The organism is Citrobacter sp. RHB36-C18 (genome assembly GCF_013814485.1).
Taxonomy (GTDB): domain Bacteria; phylum Pseudomonadota; class Gammaproteobacteria; order Enterobacterales; family Enterobacteriaceae; genus Citrobacter; species Citrobacter braakii.
The window spans coordinates 2088156-2105429 of sequence record NZ_CP057125.1 but is presented as its reverse complement, the minus strand read 5'-3'; the positions used below and the strand labels follow the sequence as shown (position 1 = coordinate 2105429).

Below are 17274 nucleotides of genomic sequence, written 5' to 3'. Positions count from 1 at the left end.
GAATATCAAAAGATTAAGGTGATTTAAACATGGGATTCAAATGCGGTATCGTCGGTTTGCCAAACGTAGGCAAATCCACCCTGTTCAACGCGCTCACAAAAGCGGGTATTGAAGCGGCAAACTTCCCGTTCTGTACTATCGAGCCGAACACAGGTGTTGTCCCGATGCCCGATCCGCGTCTGGATCAGTTGGCCGAAATCGTCAAACCGCAGCGTATCCTGCCAACAACGATGGAATTCGTCGACATTGCCGGTCTGGTAAAAGGCGCGTCCAAAGGCGAAGGTCTGGGTAACCAGTTCCTGACGAACATCCGTGAAACCGAAGCTATCGGCCACGTGGTTCGCTGCTTTGAAAACGACAACATCATCCACGTTAATAACAAAGTGGATCCGGCTGACGACATTGAGGTCATCAATACCGAACTGGCGCTGTCTGACCTGGATACCTGTGAGCGCGCTATCCATCGCGTACAGAAGAAGGCCAAAGGCGGCGATAAAGACGCTAAAGCGGAACTGGCTGCACTGGAAAAATGCCTGCCACAGCTGGAAAACGCTGGCATGCTGCGTGCGTTGAAAACGCTGACCGATGAAGACAAAGCGGCTATCAAATACCTGAGCTTCCTGACGCTGAAGCCAACCATGTATATCGCCAACGTTAACGAAGACGGTTTTGAAAACAACCCATACCTCGATAAAGTGCGTGAAATCGCCGCAGTTGAAGGCTCCGTGGTTGTTGCAGTTTGCGCTGCCGTTGAAGCTGACATCGCAGAACTCGATGATGCTGACCGTGAAGAATTCATGGCTGAAATGGGTCTGGAAGAACCGGGTCTGAACCGCGTAATCCGCGCTGGTTACGAACTGCTGAACCTGCAGACCTACTTCACCGCTGGCGTGAAAGAAGTTCGTGCATGGACAATTCCTGTTGGCGCAACGGCTCCGCAGGCCGCGGGTAAAATTCATACTGACTTCGAGAAAGGCTTTATCCGCGCACAAACCATCGCTTTTGAAGATTTCATCACCTATAAAGGTGAACAAGGCGCGAAAGAAGCCGGTAAGATGCGTGCAGAAGGTAAAGATTACATCGTTAAAGATGGCGATGTGATGAACTTCCTGTTCAACGTCTAAATAAAACTTCTCGTCTCATGAGGTTTCATCAAATCTCATGAATATCGAAAAAGTCTATAAAATCCACGCAATTGCGTGGATTTTTTCATTTCATAGAGTGTGAATCCATCTCGTAACGAGACAGTACAAACAAGAGCTCGTTATGCTCACCGGAATTCAATGCGGTAATGCTAAACCTAAAGTTGGCCTGGACCACGAAGTAAAACCTTACAGGCAAAAAATAATCCTCAGATGTCCCTGCCGTTTTATGAATTTCATTCATAGCGGCTATTTAATGTGCGTAATTATCTTTCCTCCCGACTTCGTTAGTCTTGGTCACATGCGGACACACTCATTATGTCCTGATATGACCAGCCTGAGTGGCTGGCCAAAGGTATCGTCTGATAGGGGTTAAATACTCTTATCGAAGAAGACGTCCAGCTTTTGCAAAGCCTTGTCGACGTACTCAGGAACCCAATACGTCTCGATATGGGTAGCGCCATCGATCAGGAAGAGTTCTTTGTCTTTTGTACCGGTGGCTTTCGCAAACGCATCTTCCGTCATATAGAGCGTGTCGGCTTTTGTACCAGCAATCATCAGCAGCGGTTTATTGATGAGATTGATATGGTCCGTAACGTCAAAACTCATCAAATCTAACAGGCTACTTGTCGTGTATTTAAACGTAGAGTTCGGGTGCGCGTGAGTTTTCCAGTAGTACTCATAGCCCTGTCGATATAAGGCAAAAGGCAACTTAGCGATCTGTTCATCAGTCAGATTGGCATCACCGGAGTACAGGACTTCGCCTCCGGAAGCTTCCTGAGCACGTGCGTCAGAAGCCTGCTGAAGACGCTGCTGAATAGTATCCAGCTGTGAGTCCTGAAAACCGTTGCGGCGCACCAGGCCTGAATTAAACATGCTGATGGTTGCAATCGATTTAAACCGTTGATCCGTTTCGGCCGCAACAAGTGAATAACCGCCACCTCCGCAAATACCCAGCAGACCGAGGCGGGAAGTATCCACTCCCGGATACTGGCTGATGTAGTCAGCCATGCCGTGGATATCCTCGATGCGATTAGCGGGTTTATCCACGCTGCGAGGCATCCCACCGCTCGCGCCCTGATAAGCCGCGTCGGCAGTAATCGTGATGTAGCCCTGCTCGGCGAGACGCTGGGCATACAAGCCTGCGACCTGCTCTTTTACGCCGCCATTCGGATGTGCAACCACCACGGCAGGGTATTTTTTGGCGGGATCGTAGTTAGCAGGGGTATAGACATTCGCAGCTATCTGAATGCCATGCAGATCGTACTTCACCGGATGAATGTTGACCTTGCCTTTGACGTTCTCAGTGATGGCACCGTCATAGGCCAGGGTGAATGGATTTTTTTTGTAATCAGCCGCATTGACTGAGGCGGCCCCGGTTATTGCCGTGAGCAGTATTGCAGTTAACAGATTGAATTTCATGGTCTCTCCCGATGAGTTTCAGGCTTGCGGATTTAAATGTGCAGACTCAGGTTAAAGAGAGAGGCCTGTCAGCATCGTGACAGGTAAATAACATTTTTGTCAGCAAGCAGGCTGAGATGGCTTCATGTTTCTGACAATGCTGTCAGGTAAGCGTCAGCTTTATGTTGGCAATCAAGAGGCAGAATAAGCCCGATTGAACAGTTAAGAGGAAATCCCGTTATGCGCCTGTTGCTAGTCGAAGATGAAGAAAAAACGTCAACCTATCTCAACCGTGCGTTGAGTGAATCCGGATTTACGGTAGATGTCTCTGCAGATGGCGCTGAAGGTCTTCATTACGCGCTGGAGCTTGACTACGACGCGATAATCCTTGATGTGATGCTGCCGGGGATGGATGGCTACCGGGTACTCGAGGGGCTGCGAGCCGTCAAACAAACGCCGGTACTAATGCTCTCGGCCCGCGGTTCGGTCGACGAGCGCGTCAAAGGGCTTCGGCTTGGCGCGGATGATTATCTCCCCAAGCCCTTCTCTCTTATCGAACTAGTGGCGCGCATTCAGGCTCTGGTGCGTCGCCGCTCCACGGATGGCGCAGACATCACTCAACTGCAAATTCACGATCTGCATCTCGACCTGCTGGCCCGCCGCGTATTTCGCGCCGGAACGCGACTGGAGTTGACCGCAAAAGAGTTTTCCCTGTTGAGTCTTCTCGCCCGGCATCAGGGGGAGATTCTGTCAAAAATGATGATTGCTGAGCAGATATGGGACATGAATTTTGACAGCGATGCCAATGTGGTTGAAGTCGCCATTAAACGTCTGCGAGCCAAAGTGGATACCCCGTTCGACGTCAAACTGTTACATACCGTTCGTGGCATGGGGTATGTCCTCGAAGTCCGGTCGGAATAAATGAAGAGGCTCAGCATGCCTAAACGTTCCATCTCCGTTCACCTGGCGCTGATGTTTGCCTTATCCGCGCTGCTGATTGTGTCCATTATCGGTATCTTGCTCAGAAGCTCCTTACATGACTCTTTGCAAAAGCAGATGCACAACGAACTGTTGTTCCGGGAATCATTAATGAGTCCGTGGATCGCCGCACGAACCTCGGCTGACGGCTGGTCGACGTTGGCTAATAAATTTACTCTGCTAACCAATTCTGAAGGTGAGCGCGTTCGCTACTGGATAGTGAGCGATAACCCGCGCTTTAGCATGGGGGGAATACCACCGGTGGGCGTTCAGTGGTCTTCTTTGCAGGAGGGATTTAATAAAGTGCCCGGCGCATCGGAAGGTGCATGCTCACTGTTCCTGTTAGTGAAAACCATCCCCGCCAACGGTGAAAGGCCTGAGCTGCGCTATGTGGTTGCCATCGACTCTACGCCGTATATGGGCACACTTGATGCGTTCACACGAACGCTGCTGATTATTGCCGCGCTGGGCGTACTGATTGTCGCCTTACTGGGATACGTTGTTTCACGGATTGGCCTGCGTCCGGTGGGCATGCTCAGTCAGCAGGCACAACACCTTGCACCAGGTGACCATGGCCAGCGCCTGAATACCTGCGCGTTGCCCGAAGAACTGCAGCAACTGGCATCATCATTTAACGGTGTGTTAGAGCGTCAGGAAATCGCCTGGCGACAGCTCGAGAGCTTTAATGCCGATGTTGCGCATGAACTTCGTACCCCGCTGACTAACCTGATCGGTCAGACGCAACTCGGGCTATCACGCCGACGTTCACAAGATGAACTGGAAGAGTTATTGGGTTCCAATCTGGAAGAGCTTGAACGCATGACGTCGATAGTTAACGACATGCTGTTCCTGTCTCATGCGCACGCAGGTGAACATGCTTCCCAGCTTACGCAGGTGTCCCTGCGAGAAGAAACCCTGAAAACAGCGGAATATGTTGAACCCTCTTTTGCTGAAAAACAGCTTTCGCTGGAGGTTGAGGGCGACGTCACGGCGCATATCGACAGGCGGCTGTTTCACCGTTCACTGGCTAATTTGCTGGAAAATAGCGCCAGGCATTCCCCCTCCAATAGCACGGTTACGGTGCGCTTAAGCGAAAAAGGCAATCAAGCTTGTGTAGACGTTTCTAACCCTGGCGACCCGATAGCGCCTGAGCACTTACACCGGCTTTTCGAACGGTTCTATCGTGTTGACACCTCCCGAGCCAGGAGTGATACCCATCATGGGCTGGGCCTGTCGATTGTCCGTGCCGTCGCCATTATGCACCGGGGAGATGTCTTTGCCCGTAGCGAGAACGGTATCAATACCTTTGGCCTGACGTTTGCTAAACAGCCTGACGCTATCCGAACCGGGAGACTGATTTCAGAGACAAAATCGGGATCTCCGCGCGCAAAGACTTCTGACAAAATTGTCAGAGAGTCGTCAGTCTGATGTCAGGCTATCTGCGCCAGAATCACTGCTGATACTCACCACGGCTGATTGAAGGAATGAAACAGTGAGAATGAAAAAGGTATTTAGCGGGTTTCTGGCGATGATGGTCATGGGGCTTCTGGGGCAGCCCGCGTTCGCATCAGAGGATTCATCCGCACACGCCCGCACGCTGATTATCTACTTTTCACAGCCAGAGGAGATGAAACCTGGTGCCGTGGATGGTTTTTCCGGGGCCAGCGTATTACAAAAAAATACGCCGGAGACCGGCAGCACGCAGTTTATTGCGCAACTGATTCAGAAGCAGACTCACGGCGACCTGTTTCGCATTGAAACCGCCACTCCCTACCCTCGCCAGCATGATGCACTTTTGCGCGTTGCCGAAAAGGAACAGCAAACGAAAGCCAGACCCTCGCTAAAAACGCCGCTCCCTGACCTGAGCGATTACGACACCATTTACGTCGGCTACCCCATCTGGTGGTATACCATGCCAATGGTGATATACAGCCTCTTTGAGCAAAATGACTTTGCAGGCAAAACGGTCGTTCCCTTTACCACCCATGGTGGCAGCAGGTTAGCCGACTCCCTGCGAGAAATTGCTCGCATGCAGCCACAGGCCAAATTAGTCACTCGTGCGCTCGCGATCTCGCGCAACGATATTTCAGCTCCTGACGTACCCGCGCAGGTTGAGCAATGGGTAAAACAAGTCCAGCCACAGCGTTAATCCCTCGACATGAAGAAAATTTATATTTTCCAGGTCATGCAGGATGCGCTGATGACGTTACTTCTGTTGGTATTGATGGGATTTCACCTTCACGGTGAAATCGTGCATGAATGGGCGGGTATTATTTTTACGCTGCTCATCATGCTGCATTTATATCTTAACCGGCATCGCTTGTGGTCACTGTCGCCCAATATTCCGTTAACCATGCTGGTAGTTAACAGAATCATTAATGCAGTGACATTCGTTGTCATTCTGACCGCGATTGTCTCGGGCATGATGCTGTCCCGACATATCCTTCTGGACCAGGCGTTCCACAACCCGGCGAGTTGGGTCAGGAAAGTACACATGACGTCGGTCCACTGGGGAATGCTCATTCTGGCGCTGCATATCGGGTTGCACTGGAAAATGCTGGCAACCTTTTTCTGCCGGGTCCTGAACATCTCCAGCAATTCATTCTTTGCAAATGTCATGATGCCAGGAGTTTTTTCGCTAATCGCACTACTGGGATTGTACGAATTACTGAACCAGGACTATCTCGATTATTTGTTGATAAAGGTCGATTTCTCCTTTTTCGATTACGATGAATCTGCCCTACTTTTTTATCTACGCTACCTGGCCATCATTGTTTTATTTTCATTAATGACACGGTTTTCGCTTTGGTGCCTTATTTTTAGAAAAGACAAAGCAGCGTCACCATAATAAGGGTTAACTGACAGAATTGTCAGGCTGGCGTCAGTCTGACGACATCTCCCCCTGATTAGAATCATTGCAGACCCTCTCCATCATTGTAGATAAGGACGCTTTGCATGATCAGACATTTACGTTACCTCGGGCTGTTACTGCCCCTCTTTACGTTTTCATCCTGGGCGGCGGAGCAAAATCCCGCTGTCCATATCGCCACCGCCGGAAGCCAGAATGCGGTGTACGGGCCAGCAGAGAACTTTACCGGTCGCGTCCGGGTTGATCCTCTCTTCAAACCAGATAACGAAATTAGCGTTTCCGGGGCTTATGTCACCTTTGAGCCAGGTGCTCGTTCCGCCTGGCATACGCATCCGGCAGGCCAGCGGCTGATTGTGACCTCGGGAGTTGGGCTTACCCAACAAGAAGGCCAGCCGGTGCAGGTCATCCGCGCTGGCGACGTTGTCTCTTGCCCGGCGGGCGTCAAACACTGGCACGGGGCGGCACCCGGCAGCGCAATGACGCACCTGGCGATAACCGGGATTGTGGATGGCAAAAGCGTTAACTGGATGGAGAAAGTGACAGATGAACAATACCACGCCCATTAAGGCATTAACGGCAGCGGTACTGCTGACCTTTGGTTTGGGTCTCACGGCACATGCTGCGCCCGTCAATAAAGGAGCCTCAGAAATGAACCACGAACAAACGGTTTCAGATACGCTGTCAGCTCGCCAGCAAGCCATCCCGTTGATTGCGGCATCAATGGCCAGCAGTCAGATGGATAAGCTGAATGCGGCACTGAATCAGGGGCTTGATGCAGGACTCACGATAAACGAGACCAAAGAGATTCTCGTCCAGCTCTATGCCTATACGGGATTTCCCCGTAGCCTGAACGCGCTGAATGAACTGATGAAAGTCGTCGAAGCACGTAAACAACGTGGCGTTGAAGACGTTGAAGGTAAAGAGCCGGTCGCCGCCATCCCTGTCGGAGATGAGCTTCGCCGTGTCGGTACCGCAAACCAGACTAAAATCTCCGGCGCCCCCGTCCAGGGACCTCTGTTTGATTTTGCCCCGGTCATTAATCAATTCCTACAAACGCATCTGTTCGGCGACATTTTCGCCCGCGATAACCTCGACTGGCAAAGCCGCGAGCTGGCAACGGTTGGCGCATTAGCCGCCACGCCGGGCGTTGAAGCTCAGCTGTTATCGCATACGCGAGCCAGCATGCGAGTCGGCCTGACGGCAGCGCAACTGCGCCAACTGGCACAGGTTCTGCGTGAACATGGCGAAGAAGATGCAGCTACGCGGGCGGAACAGGCGCTGCAACAAGCGTTAGCAAACAGTTAGGCGTTGGTTTGAGACGATACGGTGCTAATCCTCCGCATTCATGAGTCTGCCAAATAAGGGCAATCAAAGGTGCTTAATAATTCACGCTGACAACTCAGATATGATCGAACGGCAAACATAACAGAGGATGTAATCTTGAAAACTGTCTTAAAAACGCTGGCCATCTGCGCGATGGCGGGTGGCATGGTGGCTCAGTCGGTATACGCCGAGCCGCTGGTCATTCAGGAACAGGGTAGCTTTTCTGCTGGTGGTACTATCATCACCGCACCAGGGAAATTTGACGCGAAAACGCCGCTGGATTCTGCGGGTCAAACCTGGCATGGCGATCATGCGTATGTGTTCTACCAAATTCCGGAGAATCCGCATAAATACCCTATCGTCATGCTGCACGGCGCAGGTCAGTTCTCCCGCACCTGGGAAACCACCCCGGATGGTCGCGAAGGGTTCCAGAACATATTCCTGCGTCGTGGATTCTCAACTTATCTTGTCGATCAGCCACGTCGGGGCAGCGCCGGGCGCACGACGGTAGAAGGTACGGTTACGCCTAAACCGGATGAACAGATGTGGTTTAACCAGTTCCGCGTTGGCGTGTGGCCGGAGTATTTTCAGGGCGTTCAGTTTTCTCACGACAAAGAAGCCCTGAATCAGTATTTCCGTCAGATGACCCCAAATACCGGGCCGTTTGATATCAATGTTATCTCCGATGCGATGTCCGCCGTCGTGGATAAATCCGGCCCGGCTATCCTTTTCACCCACTCCCAGGGTGGCGGACCAGGCTGGTACACGGCGATGAAAAATGACAAGGTCAAAGCCATTGTCGCCTTCGAGCCTGGTAGCAGCTTTGTCTTCCCGGAGAAAGAGCTCCCTGCCCCAATGCCAAGCGCGTTCGACACGCTGAAGGGTGAACCGGTGCCGATGGAGCAGTTAATGGCACTGACTAAAATTCCGATTCTGATTATTTACGGCGATAACATCCCTGATAAACCTGTCGCCATGCCCGCGCAAGACAGCTGGCGCGTGCGTCTGGCAATGGCTCGCGAGTGGCGTGACGTGGTGAACAAGCATGGCGGGGATGTCACTGTGACGCATCTGCCTGAGGAAGGAATCAAAGGGAATACCCACTTCCCGTTCTCGGATCTGAATAACGTGCAGATTGCTGATATGGTGAGTAAATTCCTGGAGGAAAAAGATCTACAATAGGAAGAGCTAGTATTGAGCCTTCATTATTGAGGGCTCAATACAATCATCTGTTATATCAAAAAAAAATAAAATGGGGGAGCGAAAGTCTGCTATAAGGGAGAGGCGGAATTTTGCTTCCCGCTAATTTCACATTATATTAAGGATAGCATCCCAGTTGGTGTTCTTTCACCATATACCCGAGCATAAATACCGGTATTTACTTCTAAAAAAGGGGCATGTCGTAAAGCCGTTAACGAAAGTGATGAATTATAGATAGAAAACCTTAAAGTTTTATTAAATTTGGAAAATTTAAATAATCAGTCATCTTAAGGTTAACATAATAATATCTCCCCATTATTGATAGGACATCTGTGAGAGGTCTTATCATGCGAATAATCTCGCCTTACACATTAAAATGGCTACATGGCGGAAGCGAACATAATGATATTTCTGCATTAATACGCGAAAACTATCATCAGGTTTACCATGCTTCACTTTCCCGCTGTATGCCCTGGCTTCTTGGTATGTATGACGCCAACGGTGAACTTAAAGCCGCATGCGGCGTCCAGGTGGCATCTCATGGAACGTTATACCTGGAACAATACCTTGATACTCCAATTGAAACGACATTATCGTCGCGGCTGGAACTGCCTGTTCCGCGTGAAGCAATTGTCGAAATCGGCAATTTCAGCGCGCGTGATGGTGCCAGCGCGCGGATTATGTATGCCGCCCTCTGTCTGTTGCTTAATCAATATCACTACGGATGGATCGTGTTTACTGGTACGAAGAAAATCCGCAACACCTTCTACCGTCTGAATCTACATCCCATTCAGTTGATGTCTGCTGATCCTGGCAGACTGGGCGATGCGGCCCTGGAATGGGGTGAGTACTACCAATATGATCCACAAATAATGGCAGGAGAACTGACTGGCGGATACACAGCGCTGAGTCAGAACACCATGCTGTTAGCCCTGTTTACGCCATTACCAGATGCCCCATGGACTGATCTTTCAGGAGGACGCCATGTTTCTTAACGCGCTTGAGCAGCAGGCTCGTCTACATCCCGATAGCGTAGCCCTGCAAGGAGAAACCCGGTTCTGGAGCTGGCGGCAATATCATGAAACCGTGATTGACACCGCAACACGATTACAGTCACTCGGAGTTAAATGTCTGGCGCTGGAAGCCGACAACAGCCCGGAGTGGGCGATCATCGATCTCGCCTGTCTGGCTTGTGGGATCATTATTATCCCTGTCCCCGCCTTCTTCACCGACGCACAAAAAGAGTGGGTACGCGCATCGGCATCGGTTGATGCGCAAATCGGCGGCGAGTTGATGGTCGGCTGGCTGAGGCATGATTTCCCATTCGGCAGACTGCAAACTCGCCAGATTACTGCTCCAACGCCCCTGCCTGCCGGGACGGCCAAAATAACGTATACCTCTGGCACTACAGGTGAACCTAAAGGCGTCTGTCTGAGCCAGGAAGGGATGTTCTGGACTGCACAAACGCTGGCCAGGGCCCTGCAGAATATCAATTCGCAAAAGCATCTGGTCACACTACCGCTCAGCATTCTGCTGGAGAATTTGTGCGGAATCTATATCCCTATGTTGCTGGGCGCACAGACAGTGGTACTGCCCTCTGCACAGATTGGATTCGCAGGTTCCAGCCAGTTTAATCCCTCTCAGTTTTTCCACGTGTTGATGAAATGGCATCCACAAAGTCTGGTGTTGGTGCCAGAACTGTTACGGGCGCTGCTCCACCTGCACCAGCAGATCCCCGAAAGCACGCAATCCTTGCGCTTTATCGCCGTCGGCGGTGGAAAAATCTCAACCCAGTTGTTGGCATTGGCGGGACAAAGCGGTCTACCGGTATTTGAAGGGTACGGCCTTTCGGAATGTGGTTCCGTTGTGGCACTGAATCTGCCTGATGCGGCAAAAGCGGGCAGCGTCGGCAAACCGTTACCGGGTATCAAGGTATCGGTTGATGCCAGTCAGCAACTGTATGTAAACAGCCCGGCCAATGCGCTGGGCTATCTGGGGACTGAACCAGCCTCGCAGAATGTTGCGACTGGCGATCTCGGCAAAGTGGATGAAGAAGGATTTATATATCTTCATGGGCGTCTAAAAAATATTCAGATAAATGCTTTTGGTCGCAATTTCTCGCCAGAATGGCCGGAAGCTGAAGCAATGGCATGTTCGGCGGTCCGACGTATTGTGATCTTCGGCGAGGGATTGCGACGCAATGTTGCCCTGGTTGATGTCTTTGACGGTCAACAGGAACTGGCCCGTGAGCAACTTCAGGCCCTCTCCGCTCGCTTGCCTGACTATGCCCGGTTCCATCGACTGCTTTTTACTTCAGTCCTGTCATCTCCCGATATGTTTACCGCCAATGGGCGTCCCCGGCGGAGCGCCATCTGGCACTCCCTGAAACAAGATATTCTCACCTGCAGTGAGGAGGAATAATCATGAGTTTTTATCAGGAACTGCAAAAACAAACCGCTGAGGACCGTCAGCGGTTACTGGCATCGCCAATCATCGCCCGCTGCCAGCAAGGCGATATTTCCCGCGCAATGTATATCCACTTTCTGACACAGGCATATTACCACGTCAGCCATACCGTGCCGCTGCTGATGTGCGCCGGCAGTCGTCTTGCTGCTTCACGTGAAGCAGTGCGAGGAGCCATTGCCGAATATATTGATGAAGAGTACGGACATCAGGAATGGATCCTCAATGATATTCGCACCTGTGGTGGCGACGCGGAAAAAGTCAGAAATGGAACGCCTGGGCTACCAATCGAAATGATGATCGCTTACCTCTACTATCGTATTGAACGAATCAATCCAATGAGCCTCTTTGGCATGGTCCAGGTACTGGAAGGTACCAGCGTGTCGATAGCATCAGCCGTTGCCGCACAAGTTGAGCATACGCTGGCGCTACCTGAGCAGGCTACCACTTATCTGCGTTCACATGGCGAGCTTGATCAGGGACATTTGCGATTTTTTGCATCTCTGATGGATACCATCACCGATAAGGACGATCAGACTGCCATTATCCACACCGCCCGTCGTGTTTATAACTTGTATGGGCAGATGCTTGAGCAACTGGGAAATGACGCAAATGAACCTGCATGACAAGACGGTTTTACTCACCGGCGCAAGCGGGGGTATCGGTCAATCGCTGGCACTGTCGCTGGCGAAAAAAGGGGCACGGCTTTGCCTTGTCGGGCGCAACGAACAGGCAATGAAGCTTCTGCAACAGACACTTCCCTATGCGGAGCGGCACAGCATTGCGCTAATGCGTAATTATTCTGATGATGAAATCAACGCGCTGGCCGCACGATTTAGCCAGGATGTTGGGCTGGATATCCTGATAAACAATGCGGGAAGTAGTCGCTTTGCGTTGTTTGAACAGCAATCTTTTGACGATATTCGTGAGCAGATCCGCGCCAACATTGAGATCCCGGCCTTACTCACCCGTGCTTTAATGCAAAAGATGAATACACCAGGGATCGTGCTCAATATAGGGTCTATCTTTGGGGAAATTGGTCATCCAGCCTGGAGCGTTTACAGTGCGACCAAAGCAGCGACACACCGTTTTTCTGAAGCATTAGGGCGTGAATTACAGGGTAGCGGCATCACGGTACTGTATGCCGCTCCGCGTTCAACAGAAACCTTGCTGAACAACGAACATGTGTATGCCCTGAATCAGAAACTCGGCAACAGTAGCGATTCCCCCGACTTTGTTGCCGCGCGACTCACCCGTCTACTTGAAACTGAACAGAAACGCTACCGCTTTGGCGTGATGGAACGCCTGTTTGTCAAAATCAATGCCTGGTTTCCCACCGTCATCGATGGGGCATTAGGAAAGAAATTACCTGTGATTCAGTTATTTGCCAGAAAACCGCTCAAGGGAGAACATAAATGAGAATTCTACATGTACTCATTATTGCGACAGTGATACCTGTCTCTGCAATGGCGAATACGACGCTGGAAGATTTACAGCATGAGTGGTCCATTTGCCAATATCAGACGTTAGCCGCGAAAAAAGAGAGTTGTTTCAGTGCGCTCAGCCAAAAGACCCACAATGCTATTCAAGCTCACAATACCGATGCACCGTTGTTAATCTGGTCAGGTATCATTGACAGCAGTTGGGCTGGCGCCAAAGGCGGTCTTGGCGCGCTGAGCCTTGTTAAACAGGCGCGCAGTAATCTGGAAAAAGCCATTGAGATTGATCCAGGCGCATTGCAGGGGTCAGCCTGGACTAGCCTCGGTGCGCTGTATTATCAGGTACCAGGCTGGCCGATTGGTTTTGGTGATAAAGAAAAAGCCGAAGAAATGTTAAAGAAAGCGCTGGCGATCAATCCTGACGGTATTGACCCTAACTATTTTTATGGTGACTTTCTATTGCAGGAGAAAAAAAACCAGGACGCGAAGCGCTATCTGGATAAAGCACTGAAAGCTCCGGCGCGCCCAGGACGAGAGATTGCTGATAATGGACGCCGTCGTGATATTGCGAAGGATCTGGCCAGTATTAAGTAAAAAACCAGTACCCGCAGAATATACTGTGCCGCCCACTGTTCCCTGTGAACGGTACAGATATTCCCTTTTTCCTTTGACGAGAATAGCCATCACTGTGGTGATGCCTTCGTCTTTTTCAGGCTTGTCATCCACACCCAGCCCACCTATTGTAGGCGTCATTTCAGCACCGTCTGGCAGACTCTCAATTTTCTGACAGCATAGCGGACACCAAATATGATGGGCGCTATCCATGAAATTGTTAACTACAGTGCGTAAAAAAGCCCTAATTATCTCGTTGAGTTCAAAATCAAAATGGTTGAACGCTCAGATCGACCAGAGATCTCCGTGGCGAAACTCGCTCGTGAGCATGGAATCAACGATAATCGGCTGTTCAAGTGGCCAAATGAACTGTGCCACTACAGATTGACCAGGTTCGGCAACACGACGGCGATGAGGCCTGAACATTTGCCGCTCAGTTGAATCGCGCTTTTACTGGGCACATAACACAGGAAATCCATTGCATCACGTACCGCCTGACGCGTTTCAGGCACTACGCTGGGATGATTGTTAAGCACCCGCGATACAGTAGCCGTTGATACTCCTGCTTTTTTTGCAACATCTTTAATGGAAGCCATGATGATGAAATGTGTCCTCTAAAAAGTAATGTCACTATAAAGTGTGATAGAGGTCAAAGATGTAAGCCAGTTCACATGTTGTTGCGTTACATGAAACCCAGTTCGCGCTCTCACTTCCATTGGCGTTAGCGCCGCAAAAAATTCAATCCCCGCGAGTTTGCTGATTTACGAGGTATTATAGGGTCTGAGGTGCGACGGGCAGCTGCATGGACTGTCTCCCGACGGATAAATGCCTTTCCTTAGTGTTTAAAACGTTCATTTCTTACACAAAGCCGCCCATCAGCCCTCCTCAAAATTAATGAACACATCTAATAAACCCTAGTTAATTACCCCATCTAATCGAATAAATAACTTTGCGTTATGCTTTTCCTCGACAACAGCCAAAGGATAACGTCATGCAAACTGTAAAACTGAACAACGGTATTGAAATGCCCCTGCTGGGCTTTGGTGTGTTTCAAATGTCTGATGCCGCTGAATGCGAAAGAGCCGTGATTGATGCGATCGATACGGGATACCGCCTGATCGATACCGCCGCGTCTTACCAGAATGAAACCCAGGTCGGGAACGCTCTGAAACAAAGCGGTATCGACCGTAACGAACTCTTTGTAACGACCAAGCTGTGGCTGCAGGATACTAATTACGAAGGCGCTAAAGCCCAGTTCGAACGCTCCCTGAATCGTCTGCAACTTGATTATGTTGACCTGTATCTGATTCACCAGCCTTACGGTGATGTTCATGGGGCATGGCGTGCCATGGAAGAATTACAACAGGAAGGAAAAATTCGCGCCATTGGCGTCAGCAACTTCCATCCTGACAGACTGGCCGACCTTATCGCCTTCAACAACGTTGCCCCTGCGGTAAACCAGATTGAAGTTAACCCCTTCAACCAGCAACTGCATGCCGTTCCCTGGAATCAAAGCCGTGGCATTCAGCCGGAAGCCTGGGCTCCGTTTGCTGAAGGGAAAAATGGTCTGTTCCAGCATCCCGTATTAACGGCAATTGGTCAGAAGTACGGCAAAAGCGTGGGTCAGGTTGTTCTGCGTTGGATCTTCCAGCGAGGCATCATTTCACTGGCGAAATCGGTGCGCAAAGAACGCATGGCAGAGAACATTAACATTCTCGATTTTGAACTCAGTTCTGAAGATATGCTGCAGATTGCTGCCCTCGACACTGCAACCAGCGCCTTCTTCTCTCACCGCGATCCGGCGATGGTGGAATGGCTGACCGGCCGCAAACTTGATGTTTAAGTCGCGATAAAAGAGGTATTCATTCAATGCAAAAACGTTATCTGGGTAAATCCCGACTCGAAGTATCCGCGCTTGGGCTCGGCTGCATGGGCTTAAGCCATGGCTACGGTCCGGCGACCGATACCCGTCAGGCTATCGAGCTCATTCGCGCTGCGGTTGAACGTGGCGTCACCTTCTTCGATACCGCTGAAGTGTATGGCCCCTTTCTTAATGAAGAGGTTGTAGGCGAAGCCTTAAAACCGTTTCGTGACCGTGTGGTTATTGCCACCAAGTTTGGTTTTACCTTCGGTGCGGACAACAAGCAGCAGATTTTAAACAGCCGTCCGGAGCATATCCGTGAAGCCGTGGAAGGATCATTACGCCGCCTTAAGACTGATGTCATTGATCTGCTGTATCAACACCGTGTCGACCCGGATGTCCCCATTGAAGATGTCGCGGGAACTGTGAAAGACCTGATAGCGGAAGGCAAAGTCAAACATTTCGGTCTGTCCGAAGCGGGCGCACAAACCATTCGTCGTGCACATGCCGTACAACCGGTCACTGCGCTGCAAAGCGAATACTCTCTGTGGTGGCGCGAACCTGAGCAGGAAATCCTGCCGTTACTGGAGGAACTGGGTATTGGTTTCGTTCCCTTCAGCCCATTAGGCAAAGGCTTCCTGACGGGATCGATTAAGCCAGGAACCACTTTTGGCAAGGATGATTATCGCAGCACCGTGCCGCGTTTCGCCGAGCAGGCGATTGAAGCCAATGAAAAGCTGGTCACCTTGCTGGGTGAACTGGCGGCAGAGAAAGGCGTGACGTCTGCGCAAATCGCGCTGGCATGGCTGCTGGCACAAAAGCCGTGGATTGTTCCTATCCCTGGTACCACCAAACTACACCGGCTGGAGGAAAACCTGGGGGCTGCCGACATCATTCTTTCGCAGAAGGATACGCAGCAGATAACCCAGGCGCTGGAAACGATTAACATCGTCGGTGAACGTTACTCTCCTGAGCACCTGGCCCGCGTAGGCCGTTAATACCCGAACGGGTCTACGGACCCGTTATTGGGCGTAGCGAAGTGCATCGATCATCAGCGCAAATGCGGGCGGGTGCTGCTTACGGCTCGGGTAGTAGAGATAATAGCCGGGAAAAGATGGACACCAGTCCTGCAGAACCTGAATAAGCTCTCCTGACTTGATATAATCCTGCACTCTGTCTTCAGGCATACAGGCAATGCCAAAACCGGATAAAGCAGCATCAATCCTTTCTGCCTGCTGGTTAAACGTTACCTGCCCTTCCACTCTGACCCGTAACGGTTTCCCTTCCTTCTCAAACTCCCAGTGATAAAGCCCACCGGCAGTCGGCAGGCGCATATTGATGCACCGATGATTTTGTAGCTCGTGCGGCGTTTCAGGTGCAGGGTTTGCCGCGAAGTAAGACGGTGCTCCCACCACGGCCATGCGCATGTCCGGGCCAATTCTTACAGCAACCATATCCTTATCCACGCTTTCGCCCAGGCGGATCCCGGCATCAAAACGGCCCTCAACAATATCGACAAAGCCGTTATCAACCACCAGTTCGAGATTAATTTCCGGATATTCCCTGAGGAAAGGTTTTAACTTTGGCCATACCAGACTTCGCGCGGCATGCTCCCCAGCAGATAAGCGGATATTGCCGGAGGCAGTGCCGTTCAGTTGAACCAGCGATTCCAGCTCCTGTTCAAGATCGGCAATACGCGGTTCAAGGCAGGCAATAATTCGCTCACCGGCTTCCGTAGGGGCAACGCTTCGGGTCGTACGGGTCAGAAGGCGGATATTGAGCCTTTCCTCCAGCGCCTTCATCGCATGGCTGAGTGCAGACTGAGAAACACCCAGTTTGCCCGCTGCTTTGGTAAAACTTCGCTCCCTTGCCACCACCAGAAAGATTTGCAGTTCGTTGAAGTTTTCTTTAAGCATCGGCGATTTCCTTATGGTGGCATTCCCTTCATCGCGCACTCATGAAGGGTGTTCATAGACACAATCATTT

17 protein-coding genes and 1 pseudogene are annotated in these 17274 nt (G+C 50.9%); 15 read left to right on the top strand and 3 right to left on the bottom strand.

Annotation, left to right across the window (positions count from 1 at the left end; all coding sequences use genetic code 11):
- Positions 1-29: 29 nt before the first annotated feature.
- Positions 30-1124 (top strand): redox-regulated ATPase YchF, encoded by a 1095-nt coding sequence (ychF, locus tag HVZ52_RS10010; protein WP_181599190.1) that lies wholly within the window; start codon positions 30-32, stop codon positions 1122-1124.
- 390 nt (positions 1125-1514) lie between these two features.
- Here the strand turns inward: ychF and HVZ52_RS10005 are convergent, their stop codons facing one another.
- The gene (locus HVZ52_RS10005) at positions 1515-2564 is read right to left on the bottom strand and encodes an alpha/beta hydrolase (RefSeq protein ID WP_049042868.1); all 1050 of its coding nucleotides are present in this window, start codon (positions 2562-2564) and stop codon (positions 1515-1517) included.
- A gap of 219 nt (positions 2565-2783) precedes the next feature.
- Between HVZ52_RS10005 and HVZ52_RS10000 the strand changes: the two genes are divergently transcribed.
- The 12 genes from HVZ52_RS10000 (at position 2784) to HVZ52_RS09945 (ending at position 13409) form a co-directional block, all read left to right on the top strand.
- Positions 2784-3464 carry a heavy metal response regulator transcription factor gene (locus HVZ52_RS10000; RefSeq protein WP_149380788.1) on the top strand — a complete coding sequence of 227 codons (681 nt, stop codon included), beginning with the start codon at positions 2784-2786 and terminating at the stop codon, positions 3462-3464.
- Between the two features lie 15 nt (positions 3465-3479).
- A complete protein-coding gene (locus HVZ52_RS09995) occupies positions 3480-4949 on the top strand; it encodes a heavy metal sensor histidine kinase (protein WP_181599189.1) in 1470 nt (489 codons plus the stop codon).
- A 100-nt stretch (positions 4950-5049) separates the two neighbouring features.
- Complete coding sequence (locus tag HVZ52_RS09990) at positions 5050-5670, top strand: flavodoxin (RefSeq protein WP_221774855.1); 621 nt, start codon at positions 5050-5052, stop codon at positions 5668-5670.
- A gap of 51 nt (positions 5671-5721) precedes the next feature.
- Complete coding sequence (locus HVZ52_RS09985; protein WP_094761156.1) at positions 5722-6369, top strand: DUF4405 domain-containing protein; 648 nt, start codon at positions 5722-5724, stop codon at positions 6367-6369.
- Between the two features lie 107 nt (positions 6370-6476).
- Positions 6477-6956 carry a cupin domain-containing protein gene (locus HVZ52_RS09980; protein ID WP_047497910.1) on the top strand — a complete coding sequence of 160 codons (480 nt, stop codon included), beginning with the start codon at positions 6477-6479 and terminating at the stop codon, positions 6954-6956.
- Positions 6934-7695 carry a carboxymuconolactone decarboxylase family protein gene (locus HVZ52_RS09975; protein WP_101700528.1) on the top strand — a complete coding sequence of 254 codons (762 nt, stop codon included), beginning with the start codon at positions 6934-6936 and terminating at the stop codon, positions 7693-7695. The genes HVZ52_RS09980 and HVZ52_RS09975 overlap by 23 nt, the downstream gene beginning before the upstream one ends.
- Positions 7696-7830: 135 nt before the next feature.
- Positions 7831-8895: an alpha/beta fold hydrolase gene (locus HVZ52_RS09970; protein WP_181599188.1), complete on the top strand. Its 1065-nt coding sequence runs from the start codon at positions 7831-7833 to the stop codon at positions 8893-8895.
- 365 nt (positions 8896-9260) lie between these two features.
- Entirely contained in the window at positions 9261-9908 is a 648-nt protein-coding gene (locus HVZ52_RS09965; RefSeq protein ID WP_181599187.1) for a thermostable hemolysin, read from the top strand.
- Entirely contained in the window at positions 9898-11334 is a 1437-nt protein-coding gene (locus tag HVZ52_RS09960) for an AMP-dependent synthetase/ligase (protein ID WP_080859787.1), read from the top strand. Before HVZ52_RS09965 ends, HVZ52_RS09960 begins: the two co-directional genes overlap by 11 nt.
- Before the next feature lie 2 nt (positions 11335-11336).
- Positions 11337-12002, top strand: a complete 666-nt coding sequence (locus HVZ52_RS09955; RefSeq protein WP_047389842.1) for an iron-containing redox enzyme family protein — start codon at positions 11337-11339, stop codon at positions 12000-12002.
- A complete protein-coding gene (locus HVZ52_RS09950; protein WP_249417952.1) occupies positions 11980-12795 on the top strand; it encodes an SDR family oxidoreductase in 816 nt (271 codons plus the stop codon). Before HVZ52_RS09955 ends, HVZ52_RS09950 begins: the two co-directional genes overlap by 23 nt.
- On the top strand, positions 12792-13409 hold the full coding sequence (locus HVZ52_RS09945) for a TRAP transporter TatT component family protein (protein WP_153646304.1): 618 nt from the start codon (positions 12792-12794) through the stop codon (positions 13407-13409). The genes HVZ52_RS09950 and HVZ52_RS09945 overlap by 4 nt, the downstream gene beginning before the upstream one ends.
- Before the next feature lie 401 nt (positions 13410-13810).
- Here HVZ52_RS09945 and HVZ52_RS09935 read toward each other — a convergent pair.
- A pseudogene (locus tag HVZ52_RS09935) lies at positions 13811-14023 on the bottom strand (LacI family DNA-binding transcriptional regulator); the annotation flags it as partial.
- 395 nt (positions 14024-14418) lie between these two features.
- Between HVZ52_RS09935 and HVZ52_RS09930 the strand changes: the two are divergent.
- Together HVZ52_RS09930 and HVZ52_RS09925 are read left to right on the top strand one after the other, a co-directional pair.
- Positions 14419-15270 carry an aldo/keto reductase gene (locus HVZ52_RS09930; protein ID WP_142417387.1) on the top strand — a complete coding sequence of 284 codons (852 nt, stop codon included), beginning with the start codon at positions 14419-14421 and terminating at the stop codon, positions 15268-15270.
- Between the two features lie 26 nt (positions 15271-15296).
- Positions 15297-16286: an aldo/keto reductase gene (locus HVZ52_RS09925; RefSeq protein WP_181599186.1), complete on the top strand. Its 990-nt coding sequence runs from the start codon at positions 15297-15299 to the stop codon at positions 16284-16286.
- A gap of 24 nt (positions 16287-16310) precedes the next feature.
- Here HVZ52_RS09925 and HVZ52_RS09920 read toward each other — a convergent pair whose 3' ends face one another.
- Entirely contained in the window at positions 16311-17204 is an 894-nt protein-coding gene (locus tag HVZ52_RS09920; protein WP_016156764.1) for a LysR family transcriptional regulator, read from the bottom strand.
- Positions 17205-17274: the final 70 nt, after the last annotated feature.